Source organism: Ramlibacter sp. (assembly GCF_035554825.1).
Lineage (GTDB): Bacteria > Pseudomonadota > Gammaproteobacteria > Burkholderiales > Burkholderiaceae_C > Ramlibacter.
In genome coordinates, this window is record NZ_DATMHS010000077.1 from 41,148 (window position 1) to 61,470 (window position 20,323).

At 72.1% G+C, this 20,323-nt stretch carries 18 protein-coding genes; 6 read left to right on the top strand and 12 right to left on the bottom strand.

Annotated elements, in window-relative coordinates; translation table 11 throughout:
- Positions 1 to 43: 43 nt before the first annotated feature.
- On the top strand, positions 44 to 721 hold the full coding sequence (gene plsY / locus VNT59_RS09500; RefSeq protein WP_325498092.1) for a glycerol-3-phosphate 1-O-acyltransferase PlsY: 678 nt from the start codon (positions 44 to 46) through the stop codon (positions 719 to 721).
- On the opposite strand, the gene VNT59_RS09505 is transcribed toward plsY, so the two are convergent.
- The 8 genes from VNT59_RS09505 to VNT59_RS09540 form a co-directional block, all read right to left on the bottom strand.
- Positions 718 to 1,953 carry a c-type cytochrome gene (locus VNT59_RS09505; protein WP_325498093.1) on the bottom strand — a complete coding sequence of 412 codons (1,236 nt, stop codon included), beginning with the start codon at positions 1,951 to 1,953 and terminating at the stop codon, positions 718 to 720. The genes plsY and VNT59_RS09505 overlap by 4 nt on opposite strands.
- A 26-nt stretch (positions 1,954 to 1,979) precedes the next feature.
- Entirely contained in the window at positions 1,980 to 2,555 is a 576-nt protein-coding gene (locus VNT59_RS09510; protein ID WP_325498094.1) for a ferritin-like domain-containing protein, read from the bottom strand.
- A gap of 36 nt (positions 2,556 to 2,591) precedes the next feature.
- On the bottom strand, positions 2,592 to 3,314 hold the full coding sequence (locus VNT59_RS09515; protein ID WP_325498095.1) for an RNA polymerase sigma factor: 723 nt from the start codon (positions 3,312 to 3,314) through the stop codon (positions 2,592 to 2,594).
- A 93-nt stretch (positions 3,315 to 3,407) separates the two neighbouring features.
- A complete protein-coding gene (locus tag VNT59_RS09520; protein WP_325498096.1) occupies positions 3,408 to 4,172 on the bottom strand; it encodes a metallophosphoesterase in 765 nt (254 codons plus the stop codon).
- A complete protein-coding gene (locus VNT59_RS09525; RefSeq protein ID WP_325498097.1) occupies positions 4,169 to 6,460 on the bottom strand; it encodes a hybrid sensor histidine kinase/response regulator in 2,292 nt (763 codons plus the stop codon). Before VNT59_RS09525 ends, VNT59_RS09520 begins: the two co-directional genes overlap by 4 nt.
- A 74-nt stretch (positions 6,461 to 6,534) precedes the next feature.
- Positions 6,535 to 8,139 carry an MFS transporter gene (locus VNT59_RS09530; protein WP_325498098.1) on the bottom strand — a complete coding sequence of 535 codons (1,605 nt, stop codon included), beginning with the start codon at positions 8,137 to 8,139 and terminating at the stop codon, positions 6,535 to 6,537.
- Between the two features lie 8 nt (positions 8,140 to 8,147).
- Positions 8,148 to 8,795 carry a retropepsin-like aspartic protease gene (locus VNT59_RS09535; RefSeq protein WP_325498099.1) on the bottom strand — a complete coding sequence of 216 codons (648 nt, stop codon included), beginning with the start codon at positions 8,793 to 8,795 and terminating at the stop codon, positions 8,148 to 8,150.
- A 1-nt stretch (position 8,796) separates the two neighbouring features.
- Positions 8,797 to 9,282: a YajQ family cyclic di-GMP-binding protein gene (locus tag VNT59_RS09540; RefSeq protein WP_325498100.1), complete on the bottom strand. Its 486-nt coding sequence runs from the start codon at positions 9,280 to 9,282 to the stop codon at positions 8,797 to 8,799.
- 45 nt (positions 9,283 to 9,327) lie between these two features.
- Here VNT59_RS09540 and murB point away from each other — a divergent pair, with 45 nt between their 5' ends.
- The 3 genes from murB to VNT59_RS09555 all read left to right on the top strand — a co-directional run bounded on the left by murB (position 9,328) and on the right by VNT59_RS09555 (position 16,146).
- Complete coding sequence (murB, locus tag VNT59_RS09545) at positions 9,328 to 10,368, top strand: UDP-N-acetylmuramate dehydrogenase (protein ID WP_325498101.1); 1,041 nt, start codon at positions 9,328 to 9,330, stop codon at positions 10,366 to 10,368.
- A 160-nt stretch (positions 10,369 to 10,528) separates the two neighbouring features.
- A complete protein-coding gene (locus VNT59_RS09550; protein ID WP_325498102.1) occupies positions 10,529 to 12,385 on the top strand; it encodes an autotransporter assembly complex protein TamA in 1,857 nt (618 codons plus the stop codon).
- Positions 12,382 to 16,146 carry a translocation/assembly module TamB domain-containing protein gene (locus tag VNT59_RS09555; protein ID WP_325498103.1) on the top strand — a complete coding sequence of 1,255 codons (3,765 nt, stop codon included), beginning with the start codon at positions 12,382 to 12,384 and terminating at the stop codon, positions 16,144 to 16,146. Before VNT59_RS09550 ends, VNT59_RS09555 begins: the two co-directional genes overlap by 4 nt.
- A 3-nt stretch (positions 16,147 to 16,149) precedes the next feature.
- On the opposite strand, the gene VNT59_RS09560 is transcribed toward VNT59_RS09555, so the two are convergent.
- The 3 genes from VNT59_RS09560 to VNT59_RS09570 form a co-directional block, all read right to left on the bottom strand.
- On the bottom strand, positions 16,150 to 16,509 hold the full coding sequence (locus tag VNT59_RS09560; protein ID WP_325498104.1) for an SPW repeat protein: 360 nt from the start codon (positions 16,507 to 16,509) through the stop codon (positions 16,150 to 16,152).
- A gap of 138 nt (positions 16,510 to 16,647) precedes the next feature.
- Entirely contained in the window at positions 16,648 to 17,985 is a 1,338-nt protein-coding gene (gene argG, locus VNT59_RS09565) for an argininosuccinate synthase (protein ID WP_325498105.1), read from the bottom strand.
- 5 nt (positions 17,986 to 17,990) lie between these two features.
- Positions 17,991 to 18,308 carry a pyrimidine/purine nucleoside phosphorylase gene (locus VNT59_RS09570; protein ID WP_325498106.1) on the bottom strand — a complete coding sequence of 106 codons (318 nt, stop codon included), beginning with the start codon at positions 18,306 to 18,308 and terminating at the stop codon, positions 17,991 to 17,993.
- A gap of 204 nt (positions 18,309 to 18,512) precedes the next feature.
- Between VNT59_RS09570 and VNT59_RS09575 the strand changes: the two genes are divergently transcribed.
- Together VNT59_RS09575 and VNT59_RS09580 are read left to right on the top strand one after the other, a co-directional pair.
- Positions 18,513 to 19,103 carry a hypothetical protein gene (locus VNT59_RS09575; RefSeq protein ID WP_325498107.1) on the top strand — a complete coding sequence of 197 codons (591 nt, stop codon included), beginning with the start codon at positions 18,513 to 18,515 and terminating at the stop codon, positions 19,101 to 19,103.
- Positions 19,103 to 19,588: a hypothetical protein gene (locus VNT59_RS09580; protein WP_325498108.1), complete on the top strand. Its 486-nt coding sequence runs from the start codon at positions 19,103 to 19,105 to the stop codon at positions 19,586 to 19,588. The genes VNT59_RS09575 and VNT59_RS09580 overlap by 1 nt, the downstream gene beginning before the upstream one ends.
- Positions 19,589 to 19,618: 30 nt before the next feature.
- Here VNT59_RS09580 and VNT59_RS09585 read toward each other — a convergent pair whose 3' ends face one another.
- Positions 19,619 to 20,302, bottom strand: a complete 684-nt coding sequence (locus VNT59_RS09585) for a glycine zipper 2TM domain-containing protein (protein ID WP_325498109.1) — start codon at positions 20,300 to 20,302, stop codon at positions 19,619 to 19,621.
- Positions 20,303 to 20,323 lie beyond the last annotated feature (21 nt).

The window sequence follows — 20,323 nt, forward strand, 5'->3', positions numbered from 1 at the left end:
ACGCGCGAGCGTGGGCAGCCGCCTCGTCCCGCCGGAGGTCTCCTTGCAACCTGTCTACACCGTCATCGCCACCGTCATCGGCTACCTGGCCGGCTCCCTGTCCTTCGCCGTGATCGTCAGCCGCCTGATGGGACTGCAGGATCCGCGCACCTTCGGCAGCAAGAACCCGGGCGCCACCAACGTGCTGCGCTCGGGCAGCAAGGCCGCCGCCGCGATCACCTTGCTGCTCGACGGCGTGAAGGGCTTCCTTCCGGTGTTCCTGGTCAGGGTGCTGGGCAAGCCCTATGGGCTGGAGGAGGGCACGATGGCCCTGGTCGCGGTGGCCGCGTTCCTCGGCCACCTCTATCCGGCCTTCTTCCGTTTCAAGGGCGGCAAGGGCGTCGCCACCTTCATCGGCGTGGTGTTCGGCATCGACGCCCTGCTGGGGCTGGCCACGGCCATCACCTGGCTGCTGGTGGCCTTCTTCTTCCGCTATTCGTCGCTGGCGTCGCTGGTGGCCGCCGTGTTCGCCTTCGTCTACTACCTGCTGGGCGACCGGGTGGCCTGGTACGTCGATGCGGCGGTGGCGATCGCGCTGTTCGCGATGGCGATGCTGCTGTTTTACCGGCACCGCGAGAACATCGGGCGCCTGCTCAAGGGCACCGAGTCGCGGCTGGGGGCGAAGAAGGCGGAGGCGGCGCCGGATCATCATCCGCACCACCACCGCCATCATCATCACTAGAGCGACTTCAGGTACTGCGCCAGGTCGGCGATCTGCTGCGCGCTGAGGCCCAGGCCCATCTTCTCGTTGTAGCGCTGGCCCACCGCTTCCAGCGTCGGCGCCGAGCCGTCGTGGAAATACGGCGCATGCTGCCACACGCCCGCCAGCGGACTGGTGCGGTACTGCCTAGTCGCCGACCGCGCCGCGTAGCTCGGCGTCTCCGGTTCGACCATCGAGGCGGCGGGTGGATGCAGCGTCGTGTTGGCGTCGGTGAACCGCGGCCCGCCGTGGCAGCTGGCGCAGCGTCCCGGACCCTCGAACACCGCCTTGCCGCGCCCGGCGGCGGCGGCGTCGAAGCTGCCGGCCGGGGCCGGCGGCGCCTGCAGCGTCAGCTGGTAGGCCTGCAGCGCCGGCAGCTTGCCGGTGACCAGATCCACCGTGCCGTTGGTCACCGACAGGTTCAGCCGCGGCTCGGTGAAGGTGCCCAGGCCGCCCATCTGCGTCACCGCGACGTAGCGGTTCCAGTAGGCGAGCTCGTCGCCGTCACCGGTGAGCGTGATCCTGTGGACGTCCTGCAGCCCGTAGGCTGGCGGGATCACCACCGGCTTGCTCTTGCCGTCGAGGTTGAAGCGCGGGTCGTAGCGGCCCTTGCCCCAGGAGGTGTAGACCGCCTTGGTCGCCGTCGGCAGGGCCGGCGACAGCGCGATGATGGCGCCCGGATCGAGGTCGCGGTTCGGCCAGCCGTCCAGGCGCTTGCCCATTCCGGGCGCGAACGAGTCGTCGACGGTCGAATGGCACAAGGCGCAGGTGACGCCGACCTGGGTCAGCGTGTCCTTGCCGTTCACGGCCTGCACGGTGCCCTGGAGCCCGACCACCGCGCCGAGTTTGAGCAGGGTGACGGTGGTCGCCGGGCTGTGCAGGTCGACGCTGCCATCGCGGATGCCTTGCACCACGGCCGCCGGCAGGGCGTCGGTGTCGACCTTCAGGCCGACGGCCAGGGCCGTGGTCGGATCGACCGCCTGGCCGATGACTTCGTGCATCTTCAGCTTGCCGGTCCAGAACGCCTCGTCGCCGAAGGTGTCGAAGCGGAACACCTGCCGGCCGCGCAGGGCCAGCTCCTGCGGGCTCTCGCCCGCGGAGCCGCCGCCGCAGGCGGCCAGCGCCGCCAGCAGGGGAAGGAGGGCGGCGCGCCGCGCCGCGGCGCGAGTGGTCCCCGGCCCGGCCGCGGCCGAGTCCCGATGATCGCAGTGCATGTGATGGCTCCCGGCTCGGCGCGCCGTCAGCCGACGAAGGCCGACGGCACCGGCCGCTCGCCCAGCACCTGCCGCAGCACCGCCCAGTGCATCGCCTCGTCGCCCAGGATGCTGGCGGCGGCCTGCGAGAGCGCGCGGTCGGCGAACCTGGGCACGGCCGCGAGGTAGGCCGACACGGCGCCCTTTTCCAGCCCGGCGGCGAACTGCAGCACGTCGCTCTGGTTCTTCAGCTGCTGCAGCGGGAAGTCGTACTTCGGCTTGGCGGCCACCGGACGGCCGCCAAGCTTTCTCACCGTGCCGGCCAGCACGTCGGCATGGGCCTTGTGGTGGCCCTGGAACTCGAGGGCGACCGGCTTCACGCCGGCGCTGAGCAGGCCGCTCTCGGCGCCGACCTGGTAGGCGGCGATGGCCTGCAGTTCGGCCCCGAGCGCGGCGTTGAGGATGTCGACGTCGCCCTGCGCGCCGGCCTTGCTCTTGGCCGCGAGGGCGTCCTGGCCGCCCAGCAGCGCGACGGCCGCCGCCGACAGCATGCCCGAGGCGACGAAGGTGCGCCGGCCGGCCAGCATCAGGTCACTGGAAGGAACGATCAGTTTCGATGTCATGTGGTCTCCCTGGGTTGAATCAAAGCGTGGCGATGGTCAGTGCAGCCGCACCAGTCCCTGGCGGACCAGTTCGGCCATGACGTGGGCCAGCACCGCGTCGCAGCGGGCGCCGGCGAAGGCGAAGGTGGCGGCCACGCCGCCCTCCACGCGCAGGGCGAGCCGGTCGCGCAGCATGGCGCGGGCCCGCAGGAACCGGGTCTTGACGACGTCGTCGCTGATGCCCAGCGCATAGGCGGTGTCCTGGACGCTGAGTTCCTCCACGGCGCGCAGCATGAACACGCTGCGATAGATCGGCGGCAGGTCTTCGATCGACGCCTGCAGCACCTGGCGCAGCTCGTGGCGATGGGCCGCCTCGTCGGGGCGCTCGCTGTCGTTGCCGTGGTCGGCCATGGGGTGCTCCGGTTCGGACCCGTCCTCGGCGTCGCCGCTGTCTTCCAGCTGCACCACGCGGCCCTTCCTGCGCTGCGACGTGAGCGCGACGTTGATGGCGATGCGCGCCAGCCAGGTGCCCAGCGCCGCGTCGCCGCGGTAGGAGCCGAGGTTGGTGAATGCGCGCAGGTAGGTTTCCTGCACCGCGTCCTGCGCCTCGTCGTCGTCCGCCAGCACCCCGCGCGCCGTGCGGAACAGCAGGCGGTTGTGGCGCCGCACGATCGTCTCGAAGGCCATCGCATTGCCGGCCGCGGCGCTCAGGGCGAGCTGGACGTCGGTGTCGGCGGCGGCGGCCGGCAGGCCGCTGGCGGGTTCGGGGTGGGCTGGCATCGCAGGTTTCTCGCTGTGTTGGTCGTTAGACGCGCGAGCGGCGGCAAAGGTGACAAGCCCTTGTCGCCGGCAGGGCCGGGCCGGACCCGGCGCTCAGCCGATGTCGACGGTGAAGTCGGGATCGAAGTTCGCGTTCTCGTTCACGCCGTCGCGGGCATAGCCGCGCGGATTGCAGACCACGCGCGTGCCGTTGACGCGGTAGTCGAAGCTGTCGTGGGTGTGGCCGTGGATCCACAGCTGCACCCGGTCCGCCCCGAGCAGGGCCTGCGCGTCCGAGACGAAGCAGGCGTTGACCGGCGAGCCGGCGAAGCGCGGATGGATGCTGCCGCGCGCCGGCGCGTGGTGCGTGATGACGACTGTCGGCCCGGCGTGCGGCTCGGCCAGCCGCTGCGCGAGCCAGGCCGCATGCCGCTCGAAGAGCCGGGCCGAGTGCTGCGGCGAGAGCGGCTGGCGCTGTTCGTCGTCGACGAAGATGCGGCTGAAGTCGCGCATGAAGCGCTGGGCCTCGACCTGCGCGCGGGCCCGCCCCTCGCCGTCGCCGAACAGCAGGAAGTCGGTCCACAAGGTGGTGCCCAGGAAGCGCACGCCGCCGATCACCACCTGCTCGTCGTCCAGCACCCGCACCTGGGTGCCGGCGCTGGCCTCGCGCAGGGCGCGCGCGGTGCCGGCCAGGCTGGCGCCGTAGAACTCGTGGTTGCCGGCGACGTACAGCACCGGCTTGCCCAGCTGCGCCGCCCAGGCGATGGCCGGCCCGGGCCGCGCGATGTCGCCGGCGAGGATCACCAGGTCGGCGTCGTTGGCCGGCGGCGCCAGCCCACCCTGCCCGAGGTGGAGATCGGACAGGATGTTGAGCTTCATGCCGCCGCCGTGGAGGAATCGAGGGCGAGCGTGAGGTCTTCCAGCGACACCGGCTTGACCAGGTGCAGGTCGAACCCCGCCTCCAGCACCCGCCGCTTGTCCTCCGGGCTGCCGTAGCCGGTCAGCGCGATCAGGCGGGCCGGCTGCCCGGCCAGTTGCGAGCGCATCCGCTGCGCCACTTCGAAGCCGGTCATGCCGGGCAGGCCGATGTCGATCAGCATGGTGTCGGCGGCCGAGTCCCTGGCCGCCTGCAGCCCGGCCGGCCCGTCGCCGGCGGTGGCGACCTCGTGCCCCTGCAGCTCCAGCATGAGCTTGAGCGTCTCCGCCGCGTCGATGTTGTCCTCGATGATCAGGATCCGGCGCGCGCTGGCCGCGGTCGGCCTGGGCGCCGGCTGCGGCGGCAGCGGCGCGGCGCCGACCGGCAGCCGCACCCGGAAGCGGGCGCCGCGGCCCGGGCCATCGCTCTCGGCCTGCACCGAGCCGCCATGCAGTTGCGCCAGCGCCTTGACCAGCGACAGCCCGATGCCCAGTCCGCCGGACGCGCGATCGAGGCTGCTGTCGCCCTGCACGAACAGCTCGAAGATGCGCGGCAGCAAGTCGGGGCCGATGCCCTGGCCGTCGTCTTCCACCGTCAGCACGGCCTCGTCGCCTTCGCGCGCGAGCTGCACCCGGATCGCGCCGCCGTCGGCCGTGAACTTGGCCGCGTTGTTCAGCAGGTTGCTCACCAGCTGCATCAGGCGCACGTTGTCGCCGTCAACCCAGATCGCCTCTGGCTGCACGTCGACCCGGACGCGGCGCCGCGCGCGCAGGTCCGGGGCGATGGCGTGTTCGGCGGCGGCGGTCACGATGTCGCCGAAGCGCAGCGGCGCGCGCCGGATCGAGATCTTGCCGAGCGTCAGGCGCGAGGCATCGAGCAGGTCGTCGATCAGCCGCGCCATGTGGCGGGTCTGGCGATTGGCGATGCGCGCGATGCGGGCGATCTGGCCGGCCGGCACGTCGCCGCGCTCCAGCGCCGCCGTCGCATTGAGCACCGGCGCCAGCGGATTGCGCAACTCGTGCGCCAGCATCGCCAGGAATTCGTCCTTGCGCCGGTCGGCATCGCGCAGCGCCTGCTCCAGCGCCTTGCGCTTGGTGATGTTGATCGACACGCCGGCCACCCGCCGGGCGGTGCGCTGCGCGCCGGTGCCGCGGAACTCCGCCTTGCCCAGCACGTGCAGCCAGCGCGTCTCGCCGGCCACCGGCACCGTGCGGTATTCGATCGACAGGCGGCCGTCGCTGGCCGGGTCCATCGCCTGCCGCAGTGCTTCCTTCAGCCGCGGCTGGTCCTCGGGGTGGATGCGCCGGACGGCCGTGTCGAGCGTGACGACTTCGGCCATGTCGATGCCGAACTGCTCGCGCAGCGCCTGCGACCACACCAGGCGGTCGCCCGCCACGTCCCAGTCGTAGACGCCGATCTCGGCGGCTTCGGCCGCCATCGCGGCGCGCTCCTCGCTTTCCTGCAGCGCGCGCCTGGCTTCGTGCAGCTCGGTGACATCGACCGAGACGCCGGCCAGCCCGATCACTTCGCCGCGGGCGTTGCGAACCGGCGTCTTGGTGGAATAGTAGACGCGGTTGAGACTCTCGATCGACTCGTGGTAGACCTGCGCGGTGCCTTGCGCCATCACCTGGCGGTCGTGCTCCATGATCGCGTCGGTCGCCGGACCGGGGCCGGCGAATTCGCGGTCGGTCTTGCCCAGCACTTGGTCGCTGCGCTTGCCCAGCGCCCGCAGCACCGCGCCGTTGCAGAACAGCATGCGGCTCTCGCGGTCCTTGACGTACATGAACGCGTCGGTGGAGTTGCCGATCGCGGTCGTCATGGCGGTGAACTGTTCCAGCGCCTCCTGCTGGGTCTTTTGCGGCGTGATGTCCGAGACCACGCCGACCAGCCGCCGCGGCACGCGGGCGCCTGGCGCGCCGGTCCCGAACACCACCCGGCCGCGCACCGACACCCAGCGCGGGGCCCCCGGGCCGGTGAGCCGGTACTCGGTCTGGTACACGCCTTCGCCCTGCGGGTCGAGCGCGGCCACATAGGCGGCCTGCCGCGACTCGCGGCCCGCCTCGTCGATGTGCGCCAGCAACTGCTGCACCGGAACCGCCGGCGCCGGCGGCAGTCCGTAGATGCGGCAGGTCAGGGGCGAGACCTGCACCTGCGAACTGGCGAGGTCGTAATCGAAGGTGCCGAGCGTCGCGCCCTCGAGCACGCGTTGCAGATGTTCGACGTGTTCGGCGAGCGCCTCGTGGGAAAACATGCGGGCTGGGTCCTTCTTTGGAAGCGGCCCATTCTAGGTGCGCCCGTCGCCGGCCCGGCAATGCCCGCGGCGGCCTATGGATCGATGATGAAGCGGCTGACGACCGGCGGCGTCTGGCCGACATGGAACGCCAGCTTGCGGTCGCGCAGCCGCACGTCGGCCGCCGTCACGCGGTCGAACCGGCGCAGGTGCTCGGTCCACGACTCATCCGTGACCTGCTCGACGATCCGGCCCGGCTCGTACAGGTCGCGCATCACCTGCCAATCGAGCGCCCCCTGGCTCATCCGGCTGCGCCGGCTTTCCTGCATCAGCGCCATGAAGTCCGCGCTGCGGGCCGGGTCGATGCGGTACTCGATCTGCACCTGGACGCGGCCGGTGCGCGGCGGCGCGTCGGCGTGCGGCACCTGGAACACGCGCGCCGGCGTCAGGTCCTCCTCGATCCCGCGGTCGGTGAGGAGGCGTTGCGCCAGCGCCATCAGCGCGCTGCTGGTGACGGCGGCGATCGCCAGGCTCTGGTGGATCGTGGTCCAGGTCGCGACCTGGCCCCACAGCGCCGCCCCGGCGGCCGTCGAGCCCATCAGCGACATCTGGTAGATCGACATGCCGCGGGCCCGCACCCAGTCGGGCAGCGCCATCTGCGCGGTCACCGTGAGGGTGTTGGCCACCGTGATCCAGGCCACGCCGGCGAAGACCATGGCCGGCACCGCGACATAGATGTTGGGCGCGTAGGCGACCGCGAGCATCGCCGCCGACTGCAGGGCGGTGCCGGCCACCAGCAGCTGCTGCACCGGCATCAGGCTGCGGATGCGGCCGACCGACAGCGCCGCGATGATGGCGCCGCCGCCCATCGACGCCAGCAGCACCGTGAACGTGCCGGCACCGCCGCCGGGCAGGGCGCGCGCCACCAGCGGCAGCAGGGCGAGCAGGGCCGTCGAATGGAAGAAGAACAGGCCGATGCGCACCAGCACGCCGCGCATGCGGCGCGACTGGCGCACGTACTGCACGCCCACCCGCATCGCGCTGCCGAGCCGTTCGCGCCCCAGCGGGCTCTCCTTGTGCTCGCGCCGCCAGTGCATGATGGTGAAGCCGGCCACCAGCGACAGGGCGGCGTTCAGCGCGAACACCCAGGCGCTGCCGGCGGCGGCGATGATGGCCCCGGCCACCAGCGGGCCGATGATGCGCGAGGCGTTCATCGACACCCCGTTGAGCGCCAGCGCCAGCGGCAGTTGCGCCCGCGGCACCAGTTCCGGGACGATCGCCGCGAACACCGGCCAGCGCATCGCCAGCCCGACCCCGTTCGCGAAGGTCAGCGCCAGCAGCAGCGGGGCGCTCATCCAGCCCAGCGCCACGGTGATGCAGATCACGGTGGCGATGCCGGCCACCCAGAACTGGGTGATCATCAGGAAGCGCCGGCGATCGAGGATGTCGGCCAGCGCGCCACTCGGCAGTCCGAGCAGGAACACCGGCAAGGTGCCGGCCGACTGCACCAGCGCCACCCACAGCGGCGAGGGCGCGAGCGACGTCATCAGCCAGGCCGAGGCCACGTCGTTCATCCACATCGTGGTGTTCGCCGCCAGCCAGGTCAGCCACAGCATGCGGAAGACCGGGCGGCGCAAGGGCGCCAGCGGCGACAGATCGTGATCGGCGGCGGCCGCGGGCGCTGTGGTCTGGTCCGGCATCGGGAACGTCAGTACCGGCGTTCGAGCACCATCTGCTCGTTGTCACGCTTCATCTGGAAGCGGTTGAGGAAGCTGTTGCCCAGCAGGATCTGCGGGACCGGCTGCGGCGACACCAGGGCGTCGACGTCGAAGACCTCCACGTCGCCGATGCGCAGCGAATCGATCTTCGCGCGCCAGGCCGGCACCACGCCGTTGGCGGTGCTGGCGAAGCCCTTTGGCCCGCCCTGGTAATTGACGCCCAGGCGCTGGGCCTCGGCGGCGCCCATGGACACATAGGTGGCGCCGGTGTCGACCACGAAATTGGCGGCCCGCCCGTTGATCGCGCCCTGCGCCAGGAAGTGGCCGCCGCTGGCGGCCGTCAGCACGATCCGGCTGCCGCGCGGTCCCGCCGGGGGCCCGACGCTGGCGGGCGCCTCGCCCACCCGCAGGGTGTGCCGCCTGCCGCCGATCTCGACCACCGCCTCGTCGCCGGCGGTGGAAACCACCTTCACCCCCTTGTGGCTGGCCCCGGGCGCCACCCCGCGGGGCGGGGCGCCGTCGACGATCAGCAGCGCCTGGCGGCCCAGCATGCCTTGCAGCGACACCGTCTGCGCGGACGCGGCGGCGCCGGCCAGCACGAGCGCGGCGGCCAGCAGGCGCGGCACCGGGCCGGCCACGTCAGTCGCGGAAGTTGTTGAAGGACAGCGGCATGTCGGCCATCTCCTTGCGGATCAGGGCCATGGCCGCCTGCAGGTCGTCGCGCTTGGCGCCGCTGACGCGCACCGCGTCGCCCTGGATCTGGGCCTGCACCTTCAGCTTGCTGTTCTTGATCAGGCGGCTGATCTTCTTGGCCTGCTCGGCTTCGATGCCGCTGCGCACCTTGATCACCTGCTTGACCTTGTCGCCGCCGATCTTCTGCACCTCGCCCTTGTCCAGGAAGCGCACGTCGACGTTGCGCTTGGCCAGCTTGCTGGTGAGGATGTCCTCGACCTGCGTCAGCTGGAACGGCGCGTCGCCAAAGACCGTGATCTCCTTGTCCTTCAGGTCGAGTGCGGCGGAAGTGCCCTTGAAATCGAAGCGGGTGCCGATTTCCTTGCTGCTGTTGTCGACAGCATTTTTCACTTCCACCATGTTGGGTTCGCAGACGGTGTCGAACGAAGGCATGAACGTCCCTCCAGCGGGGCAATGTGCGGATGCGACAATTCTCCCATGATCGTCGAGCGCAACGTCCCGCTGCAGCCGCACAACAGCTTCGGCATCGTCGCCAAGGCGCGGGCGCTGGTGCGGGTGCGCAGCGCCGCCGACGTGCAGCAGCTGCTGCACGACCCCGAATTCGGGCCGATGCCCAAGTTCGTGCTGGGCGGCGGCTCCAACATCGTGCTGACGGGCGACGTCAAGCCGCTGGTGCTGAAGGTGGAGGTGCCCGGCCGCAGCCTGATCGAGGACGGGCCCCGGGGCACGCTGCTGGAAGCCGGCGCCGGCGAGAACTGGCACGAGTTCGTCGACTGGACGCTGGCGCAGGGCTGCCCCGGCCTGGAGAACCTGGCGCTGATCCCCGGCACGGTGGGCGCCTCGCCGGTGCAGAACATCGGCGCCTATGGGGTGGAACTGCAGGACCGCTTCGATTCGCTCGATGCGGTGGACCTGGTCACCGGCAAGCCGTTCACGCTGGACGCCGCCCAGTGCGCGTTCGGCTACCGCGACTCGGTGTTCAAGCACGTGGCCGCCAAGGAGGGCGATTTCGGGCTGGCGGGCCGGGCCCTGATCCTGCGGGTGCGCTTCCGGCTGCCCAAGCCGTGGAAGCCGGTGCTCGGCTACGTGGACCTGGAGCGCAAGATGCAGGAAAGCGGCATCGGCGAGCCGTCGCCGCGGCAGGTGCGCGACTGGGTGTGCGCGATCCGCAGCGCCAAGCTGCCCGACCCGCGCGTGATCGGCAACGCCGGCAGCTTCTTCAAGAACCCCACGGTCACGCCGGAGCAGTGCCAGGACATCATCGCCCGCGAGCCGGGGATCGTGCACTACCCGATGCCGGACGGCAGCGTGAAGCTGGCCGCGGGCTGGCTGATCGACGCCTGCGGCTGGAAAGGCAAGTCGGTCGGCAACGCCGGGGTGTACGAAAAGCAGGCCCTGGTGCTGGTCAACCGCGGCGGCGCCACCGGCGGCGAGGTCGTGACCCTGGCCCGCGCGATCCAGACCAGCGTGTACGAGCGCTTCGGCATCCGCCTGGAGCCGGAACCGGTGGTGGTGTAAGCGCGCGCTGCCGTCGCCGCATCGCGCGCATGCAACGCCGGCGCCGCGACGCGTCGAGCCGGCCCGCGGGCTTACCACGAGGTCACTGTCGGCGTTGACCTACGCGCCGCGTCGGAGAAACTCTTCATAGTTCGGGCAAGCCCATCCAGTGCTCATCGGCATGCCTGTTCGTTCGCTCGCCCGGATCCGCGGGTCGCTCCACCGGCTCCGGGCCGCCGTCACGGCGGCGCTGGCGCTCGGACTCGGCGCCGCGGCGTGGGCGCAGGAGCCCGCTTCGCCGCCGGCCGGCGCCCCTGCCGCCGGCCCTTCCTTCGAGCTCGACCTGCGGGCGCCGGCGTCGGTCGCGCCCTTGCTGCGGCAGCACATGGAGCTCAAGCGCTACCAGGAAGTGAGCGACCTGGACGACGCCGAACTCGCCCGGCTGATGGTGCTGGCCGAGCGCGACGTGCGCGAACTGGTGGGCACGCTCGGCTTCTTCGACCCCAAGATCTCCGTTCGGCGCGAAGGCGGCAGCGCCGAGCGGCCGCGGATCGTGGTCGAAGTCGACCCCGGCGCGGTCGCCATCGTGGCCAAGGCGGCGGTCTCGTTCGAAGGCGAGATCACCGAGCAAGGCGACAGCGGCGTCGCCGCGCAGCGCGAGGAGATCCGCGCCGGCTGGCGCCTGCCGCCGGGCCACCGCTTCACGCAGGAGGCCTGGGACGGCGCCAAGACCACCGCGCTGCGGCAGCTGGTCACGCGCCGCTATCCGGCCGGGCGGATCAGCTACAGCCTGGCCGACATCGACGCGCCGGCCGGCTGGGCCAACCTGGAAGTGCGGCTCGATTCCGGGCCGCTCTTTCGGCTGGGCCCGATGCAGGTCACGGGCATCAGCCGCTACGACCCGCGGCTGGTGCCGCGCATCGCCCGGCTGCCCGAGGGCAGCGCCTACGACCAGGAGCGCCTGCGCGACGCCCAGCTGCGGCTGGCCGGCAGCGGCTACTTCGATTCGGCCTTCATCTTCGTCGACCCGCAGGCCGACCCCAAGGCGGCGCCGGTGCAGGTGAACGTGCGCGAGGCGCCGCTGCACAAGGTGGTGCTGGGGCTGGGCCTGTCGACCGACAGCGGCCCGCGCGCCAGCGTCGAATACCTGAACAACCGGGTGCCGGGCATCGGCTGGCGCGCGCTCACCAAGCTGCAGATCGAGCGCAAGTCGCCGTTCGTGGAGACCGAGTGGACGGCGGTGCCCGACGCCAGGCTCTGGCGCTGGGGCGTGCTGGCGCGCGCCGAACGGGTCGACGACGGCCAGTTCATCACCAACGGCCAGCGGCTGCGCGTCGGCCGCAGCCGGGCCGAGGAGCGGATCGACCGCTCGGTGTACGCGCAGTACGACCGGGCCACGGTGCAGGCGCAGCCCGGGGTGACGGCGACGCCCGCCGACACCGGCGACGGCGCGGCGATCAGCGCCAACTATGTCTGGACCGGCCGCTATTTCGACCGCACGCCGTTTCCCGCGCGTGGCTTCGGCGTCGGCTTCGAGCTGGGCGGCGGCCTGACGCTGACCGGCAGCAAGAGCCCGTTCCAGCGCTCGGTGCTGCGGTGGCTCGGGATCCGCCCGCTCGCCGAAGGCCGGCTGCAGCTGCGCGCCGAAGGCGGCGCCGTGCTGGCGCCGGCCCGCGCCCGGGTGCCTTCGACGCAGCTGTTTCGCACCGGCGGCGACACCACCGTGCGCGGCTACGGCTACCGTGACATCGGCGTTGCGTTGCCGGGCGGCGGCGTCGGTCCGGGCCGCTACATGGCGCTGGGCAGCGTCGAGTGGCAACGCCCGATCCGCCGCGACGGGCTGGCCACCAACTTCGAGAGCGCGCTGTTCGTCGATGCCGGCGCCGTCAGCGACCAGCTGGCGAAGCTGCGGCCCTGGGTCGGCGTCGGCACCGGGGTGCGCTGGAAGAGCCCGCTGGGGCCGCTGCAGGTCGACCTCGCGTACGGCGTCAAGGTCAGGCGGCTGCGCCTGCACTTCAACATCGGTGCCACGTTTTGAGCCGCCGCTGGGTCACGCGCAGCCTGAAGGCGATCGTCCTGGCGCTCGGGTCGGTGGCCCTGTTGCTGGCCGCGGCCGGGGCGGCCTTCTGGTGGTGGGCCGGCACCGAGGGCTCGCTGGCGTGGATGCTGCGGCAGGTCGCCCGCTCGCAGCCGCTGCTGGTGGAGGGCGCCACCGGCTCGCTGCGCTCCGGACTGAGCGTGCAGCGGCTGGTGTGGGAGCGGGGCGGCCTGAAGGTGGAGGCGCGGGGCGTCCAGGCCGAGTGGAAGCCGCTGGAGCTGTTGACCGGGGCGCTGCAGTTCGACCGGCTGTCCGCGGCCGCGATCCGCATCGAGGACCGCCGCCCGCCCCAGCCCAGGGTGCTGCCGCAGTCGCTGGCGCTGCGCCTGCGCCCGGCGGTCGACGACCTGCGGGTCGATCGGCTGGAATGGATCACCGCCGGCAACGCCGTGACCGCCAGCCAGCTCGCCGGCCACTACAGCTTCAACGGCCTGCAGCACCAGGTCCAGGTGGACAGCCTGCGCTGGGGCACCGGCAGCTACCGCGGCAGCGCCACCATCGGTGCGGCCGGGGCCCTGCACGTCAGGGCGGCGCTGGACGGCCGCTTCGAAGCCGAGGTGCCTGGCCACGCCGCGGCGCTGCCGCTCGACTTCGCGGTGACCTTGCTCGGGCCGCTGGCCGACCTGCAGGCCAAGGGCCGGCTGCAGGTGGGCACCGGCTCGGCGGCGGCCGGGACCCGGGCCAGCGGCAGCGCCCGGCTCACGCTGTGGGCCGAGCAGCCGGTGCCGCAGGCGCAAGCCGACTTCCAGCAGCTCGACGTGAGCGCCCTGTGGCCGCAGGCGCCGCGCACCAGCCTGGCCGGACAGGTCCGGGTGCAGCCCGCCGGAACCGCCTCCTGGGCGCTCACGGCGGACATCGCCAACGCGCTGCCGGGCCCGTGGAACGAGCAGCGGCTGCCGGTCGCCAAACTCAGCGCGCAAGGCGAGTGGCGCGCCGGCGGCGAGGCGCTGGTGCGGCGGCTGCACGCCCAGGTCGGCGGCGGCGAACTCGAGGCGCACGGCCGCTGGCGCAGCGCCGGCCAGTGGGCGGCGACGGGCCGGCTTGCCGGCGTCGATCCGGCGGCTCTCTACAGCGGGGTGGCGCCGGTGCCCGTCAGCGGGACCGCCGACCTGCACGGCGAGGGCCGGGCGGTCGACTTCGAAGTCGAGCTCCAGGCGGCGGGCGGTAGGCGGCGCGAGCGCCGCGCCGACGAACTGGCGGCCACGGTGCAGGCGCTGGAATTGCGCCGGGCGACGGCGCGCGGTCGCTGGGATGGCGCGCTGCTGGCGATGCCGGCGTTCGAGGTGCGCACGGCCGACGCACGCGCCGCGGGCGAACTGCAGCTGCGACCGGCCGACTGGTCCGGCGGCGGCAAGGTGACACTGGACGCGCCGGGGCTGCGCGGGCGCGCCGAAGGCCGGCTGGCGGAGGCGGCCGGAGCCGGCACGGTGCAGCTGCAGGCCGCCAACCTGGGCGCGGCGCTGCGCTGGCTGCAGGGGCTGCCGCGCGCCGGCGAGGCGCTGGCCGGGATGGCCGCCAACGGGCGGGCCGATGCCCGGCTGGCGTGGCAGGGCGGCTGGCGCGATCCCGCCGTGCAGGGGCGGATCGAAGTGCCGCTGCTGGAGCTGGCGGCCGACGGCGCCGGGCGCGACGCGAAGAAGCCGGCGCCGTGGAGCCTGCGCGACGCGGTGGCGAACGTCTCCGGGCGCCTGAGCGACGCCCGGGTCGACGGCCGCGGCCGGGCCGAGTTCGGCGACCGGCGGATCGGCCTGGAAGTCGCCGGCCAGGGCGGCCGGCGGAGCCAGGCGCCGGCCGCGTGGCAAGGGCAGGTGAGCGCGTTGCATCTGAGCGCCACCGACCCCTCGCTCGGCGCCGGGACCTGGACGCTGCAATTGCAGGATGCGTTCGGCTGGCGCTGGTCGGCCGGCCAGTTCGAGGCGGGCGCCGGGCAGGCGCTGCTGCGCCCGCCGGCGCCATCCGGCGCGGCGGCGGGTGCGCCGGCGCGGCTGGCCTGGGAGCCGGTGCGCTGGGGTGGCGGCGAGCTGCGCACGGCGGGCCGGCTCACCGGGCTGCCGATGGCATGGATCGGCCTGCTCGGCGGGCCGCAACTGGCCGGGTCGGCGCTGTCGGGCGACATGGTGTTCGACGGGCAGTGGGACGCCAGCCTGGGCGCCACGCCCCGGGTCCGTGCCGCGCTGGTGCGCAGCCGCGGCGACGTCACGGTGCTGGCCGAGTCGGCCGACGGCAGTTCGACCCGGGTGCAGGCCGGCGTGCGCGAGGCGCGGCTGGCGCTTGAGAGCGATGGCGACGCCCTGAGCTTGTCGCTGCGCTGGGACAGCGAGCGCGGCGGCAGCGCGCACGGCCAGCTGGCCACGCGGCTGGCGGCCGGCGGCGCCGCCGGCTGGAACTGGCCGCAGGACGCGCCGCTGGCCGGCACGCTGCAGGCCCAGCTGCCGCGGATCGGCGTCTGGTCGCTGCTGGCGCCGCCCGGCTGGCGCCTGCGCGGCTCGGTGGCGGCGAACATCACCGTGGCCGGCACCCGCGGCGATCCGCGACTGAGCGGCACCTTGGGTGCGGACGACCTCGCCCTGCGTTCGGTGGTCGACGGCATCGAATTGCAGGGCGGACGGCTGCGTGCCCACCTGGACGGCCAGCGGCTGCTGGTCGACGAGTTCATGTTGCGCGGCTCACCCGCCGGCGGCGGCGACGGCGGCACGCTGGTGGCGACCGGCGAAGGCGCCTGGACCGCGAACGGGCCGCAGGCGCAGCTCACGGCCCGCCTGAACCGCTTGCGGGCCAGCATCCGCTCGGACCGCCAGCTCACCGTCTCGGGCCAGCTGGCGGCCCGCGTCGATGCCGCCCAGACCGAGGTCACCGGCCAGCTGGCGATCGACCGGGCGCTGCTGGTGCTGCCGGAGGAAAGCACGCCGCAGCTGGGCGACGACGTGGTGGTGCGCGGGGCGGCGACCCGGCCGACCCGCACCCAGGCCCGCGCCGCGGAGGCGGAACGCCCGGGCGGGCGCCGGCTGCGGATCGCGGTCGACCTGGACCTGGGCAATGACTTCCGGGTGCGCGGCCACGGCATCGACACGCGCCTGCGCGGCACGCTGGCGGTGTCCGGCCAGTCGCTGGCCGCGCCGCGGCTGACCGGCACGATCCGCACGGCCGGTGGCGAGTACCAGGCCTACGGCCAGCGGCTGGACATCGAGCGCGGGGTGCTGCGCTTCACCGGCCCGGTCGACAACCCGTCCCTCGACATCCTGGCGGTCCGGCCGAACCTGGCCCAGCGCGTGGGCGTGCAGATCACCGGCAGCGTGCTGACGCCCTACGTGCGGCTGTATTCGGAGCCGGAGCTGCCCGACGCGGAAAAGCTGTCGTGGCTGGTGGTCGGCCGCGCCAGCGCCGCCGGCGGCGCCGAGGCGGCACTGGTGCAACGGGCGGCGCTGGCCCTGCTGTCCGGCCGTTCCGGCAGCGGCAAGCGCGGCGTCGCGGCTTCCTTGGGGCTGGACGAACTGACCTTCAACCGCAGCGGCCCGGAAGGGCCGGCGGTGACCTTCGGCAAGCGCCTGGGCCGCAACTTCTACGCCGCGTACGAACGCAGCCTGTCCGGCGCCCTGGGCACCCTGTTCGTGTTCTACGACCTGACGCGCCGCGTGACCGTGCGGGCCGAGGCCGGCACCCGCACGGCCATGGACCTGATCTTCACGTTCACGTTCGACTAGCGGCTACGGCGCGGTCGTGTCGCGGGCCAGCCAGCCGCCTTCATCCTGCAGCGCCCACAGGGCGAGGGTCAGGATGACGAGGCCCGAGAGGATGGCATCGGTCTTGGCCGCTTCGATGGCCGCATAGCCCACCACCCACGGCGAGACGACCATCCACAAGCCCAGCACGCTTTCGGTCCATTCCTCCCACGCGCGCGGCAGGAAGATGGCCCCCAGCGCCGCCGCCAGCAGCAACACGCCCACGATGAGGAAGTTCCACATCGCCAGCCGGTCGCCCGCGAAGCCCAGCGCCCACGGGGAAAGCATCAACCACGCGCCCAGCACGGCGTTCACTGGGTCCTGCCAATGTTTCACCTGCTTCATGGTTTGCCTCCTGCCGTCGTGAGTGATCGACGGCATGTGTTGGAGCCGCGACCGAGGGATTCGGTTCGGCTCGACAGCAGAATAGGCCGAGGGGCGGCGCGGCGTCAACCGGGCGCCGGCCGGCGCCCCGCCGAAGCGTCAATCGTCCTTTTCGTGGCCCAGGCTCGGCAGTCCGGTGCCCTCGGCCGAGAGCAGCCCGGTCTTGGTGTAGATGCCCAGCTTCTCGCGGGTGTCGACGATGTCGAGGTTGCGCATCGTCAGCTGGCCGATGCGGTCGCGCGGCGAGAAGAACTCCTGGCCCTTCTCCATCGTCAGCCGCTCGGGCTTGTAGGTGAGGTTGGGCGAATCGGTGTTCAGGATCGAGTAGTCGTTGCCGCGGCGCAGCTCCAGCGTCACCTCGCCGGTCACGGCCCGCGCCACCCAGCGCTGCGCCGTCTCGCGCAGCATGATCGCCTGCGGGTCGAACCAGCGGCCCTGGTAGAGCAGGCGCCCGAGCTTGCGGCCGTTGTCGCGGTACTGCTCGATGGTGTCCTCGTTGTGGATGCCGGTCACCAGCCGCTCGTAGGCGATGAACAGCAGCGCCATGCCGGGGGCCTCGTAGATGCCGCGGCTCTTGGCCTCGATGATGCGGTTCTCGATCTGGTCGCTCATGCCCAGGCCGTGGCGGCCGCCGATGCGGTTGGCTTCCAGCATCAGCGCCACCGGGTCGTCGAAGGTGCGGCCGTTCAGCGCCACCGGCTGGCCGTCCTCGAAGCGCACGGACACTTCCTCGGCCTTGATCGCGACCTCGTCCTTCCAGAAGGCCACGCCCATGATCGGATTGACGATGCGGATCCCGCTGTTCAGGTGCTCCAGGTCCTTCGCCTCGTGCGTGGCGCCCAGCATGTTGGAGTCGGTCGAGTACGCCTTCTCGGCCGACATCTTGTACTGGAAGCCCGACTGGGTCATGAACGCCGACATCTCGGCCCGGCCGCCGAGTTCGTCGATGAACTGCTGGTCGAGCCACGGCTTGTAGATGCGCAGGCCCGGGTTGGTGAGCAGCCCGTAGCGGTAGAAGCGCTCGATGTCGTTGCCCTTGAAGGTGCTGCCGTCGCCCCAGATGTGGACCTCGTCTTCCTTCATCGCCGCCACCAGCATGGTGCCGGTCACGGCCCGTCCCAGCGGCGTGGTGTTGAAGTAGGTCACGCCGGCCGTCGAGATGTGGAAGGCGCCGGCCTGCAGCGCGGCGATGCCCTCATGCACCAGCTGCACGCGGCAGTCGACCAGCCGCGCGAGTTCCGCGCCGTACTGCATCGCCTTGCGCGGAATCTCGTCGTAGTCGGGCTCGTCGGGCTGGCCCAGGTTGGCCGTGTAGGCGTAGGGGATCGCACCCTTCTTGCGCATCCAGTGCAGCGCGGCGCTGGTGTCCAGGCCGCCGGAAAAGGCGATGCCGACCTTCTGGCCGACGGGCAGGTGTTCGAGGATGGTCGTCGTCATGCGATTCAGCCGAAGTGGCAGATGTAGTGGTAGGGCTCGGTCACCCGGATGTCAAAGCTGGAATTGGCGGGGATGCTGAAGCGCTCGCCCGGCCGGCTGGCGCGCCACTCGCCGCTGCCCGCCAGGCGGTATTCGCAGGCGCCGGCGACGCACTCCATGATCTCGGGCGCGCCGGTCTTGAAGGTCAGCTGCGCCGGCAGCACGACGCCGACCGATTTGCGTTGCCCGTCGGCGAGCGTGACGGTGTGGCTCACGCACTTGCCGTCGAAGTAGACGTTGGCCTGGGTGGTGACGCGCGCGGCGTCGAGGTGGTCGGTGGTCATGTGGAGCTCGGGTGACGGCGCGAGCCGGGCGCGCCCGCGGGAAAACCTGCGATTTTACCGCCCGGGTGTGCCCCGCCGCGCTGCTGCTGACCCGACGGCTCCTACCCGCCTGTCGGACCGGCCCAGCCGAGATCGGCGCGGGCGCCGACATGGCAACGCCTTGCCATTGCCTAGATTGCATTCATACATTCTCAGGAGAAGCAGATGGACAACCAGTCGCTGATCATTGCCGTCGTCGTCGTCCTCGCGCTGGCCGCCGTGGCGGTTTGGCTGTGGAGCCGAAGGGAGCAGTCGAAGCGGCTCGAGCAGCGTTTCGGGCCGGAGTACCGGCACGCCGTCGAACGCCACGGCGATGTCGCCAAGGCCGAGGCGGAACTGCGCGACCGCGAACGGCGCGTGGAAAAGCTCAACATCGTGCCGCTCGCCCCGGCCGACGCGCAGCACTTCGCCGATGGCTGGCGCACCCTGCAGGCCCGCTTCGTCGACAACCCCCAGGGCGTGGTGGGCGAGGCCGACCAGCTGGTGCGCGAGCTGATGCTGCGGCGCGGCTATCCGATGGGCGACTTCGACCGGCGGGCGGCCGACATTTCGGTGGATCACCCGCACGTGGTGGAGCATTACCGGGCGGCCCAGGCGATCGCGCTGCGCGACCGGCGCGGCGAGGCGGACACCGAGGCGCTGCGCCAGGCCGTGGTGCATTACCGCGCGCTGTTCGACGAACTGCTCCAGGTGTCGCCGCTGCCCGCGCGCGAAGCGGCCGGCCGGGAGAGCCAGAAACACATGGAGGTGCATTGATGGACAAGACCGAAGAGCGGGCCCTGAGCACGGCGGACTTCGCCGCCGCCCCCGACCAGCGACAGCGCGCGCCCGACCAGCGCGCCGACGAGCGCGCCAGCCAGGAGTTGCGCGCCGAGCAGGCGATGCGGCCGCCACAACACGAGGTCCGGATGGACGGCGAGCTGCGGCCGATGGGCGATGGGCCGGTCGGCCAGGCGGGCGGGCCGCGTCACGAGGAGCAGCTGGCGCCGCTGTTCCTGCCGACGATCGCGCAGAGTTTCCGTCAGCAATGGGACGACGTGCAGATCGGTTTCGTCGACGACCCGCAGCAGGCGGTGCGCCGGGCCGATGAACTGGTGGCGCAGGTCATGAAGAACCTGGCCGAGACCTTTGCCGACGAGCGCGCGGCGATCGAGGGCGAGGTGGGGCAGGGCGACACCGAGCACCTGCGCATGGCGCTGCGTCGCTACCGCTCGTTCTTCCAGCGGCTGTTGTCGCTGTAAGCGAAACGGGCCGCTGGCGCGGCCCGTGCGTCAACGCCAGTGGTGGCGGTGGCCGCCCCCGCCACCGATGTAGCCGAGGCTGAACGACAGGCCCACCGGCGGGTAGCCGTAGTACGGGGCCGGCACGTACGCGGGGTAGGCCGGCGCCACCATCACCGGCTGCGCCGTGGCGACCACCGCCGGCTGGACCGGCACGGCGGCGGCGACGTCGGGCGCCGACTCGAAGGAACTGATCGGCGTCACCTGCAGCCGAATGGTCGGACCCGGGTCGTACGGCAGCTGCACCTGGTATTCCTTGCCGGCGTATTCGTAGCGCACGTTGTAGCCGCTGGTGCGGTTCTCGTAGGAGGTCTGCGTGGTGCACTGCTGCACGTTCTGCACCTGCGCGGCCTGCGCCTGGTTGCCTTCGACGTTGTTGCCGAGCAGCGCGCCACCGATCACGCCCAGCGCCGTGGCCGCGGCCCGGCCGCCGCCGTGGCCGATCTGGTTGCCGATCACGCCGCCGGCCAGCCCGCCGATCACCGCGCCGGTGCCGGTGGTGCCGCCCGGCTGCTGGACGGCCATCGGCTGCGTCGTGCATACCTGGCGCGGCACCGCGACCTGCTGGATGACCGGGGTGGCGGACAGGACGCGGCCGAGTTCCTGCGCATTGGCGATCGTGGCCCCACCGGCCGCCAGCAGGCCCATGGTTGAAAGCAGAACCAAATTCTTCATCGACGACTCCTTGCACTGTGT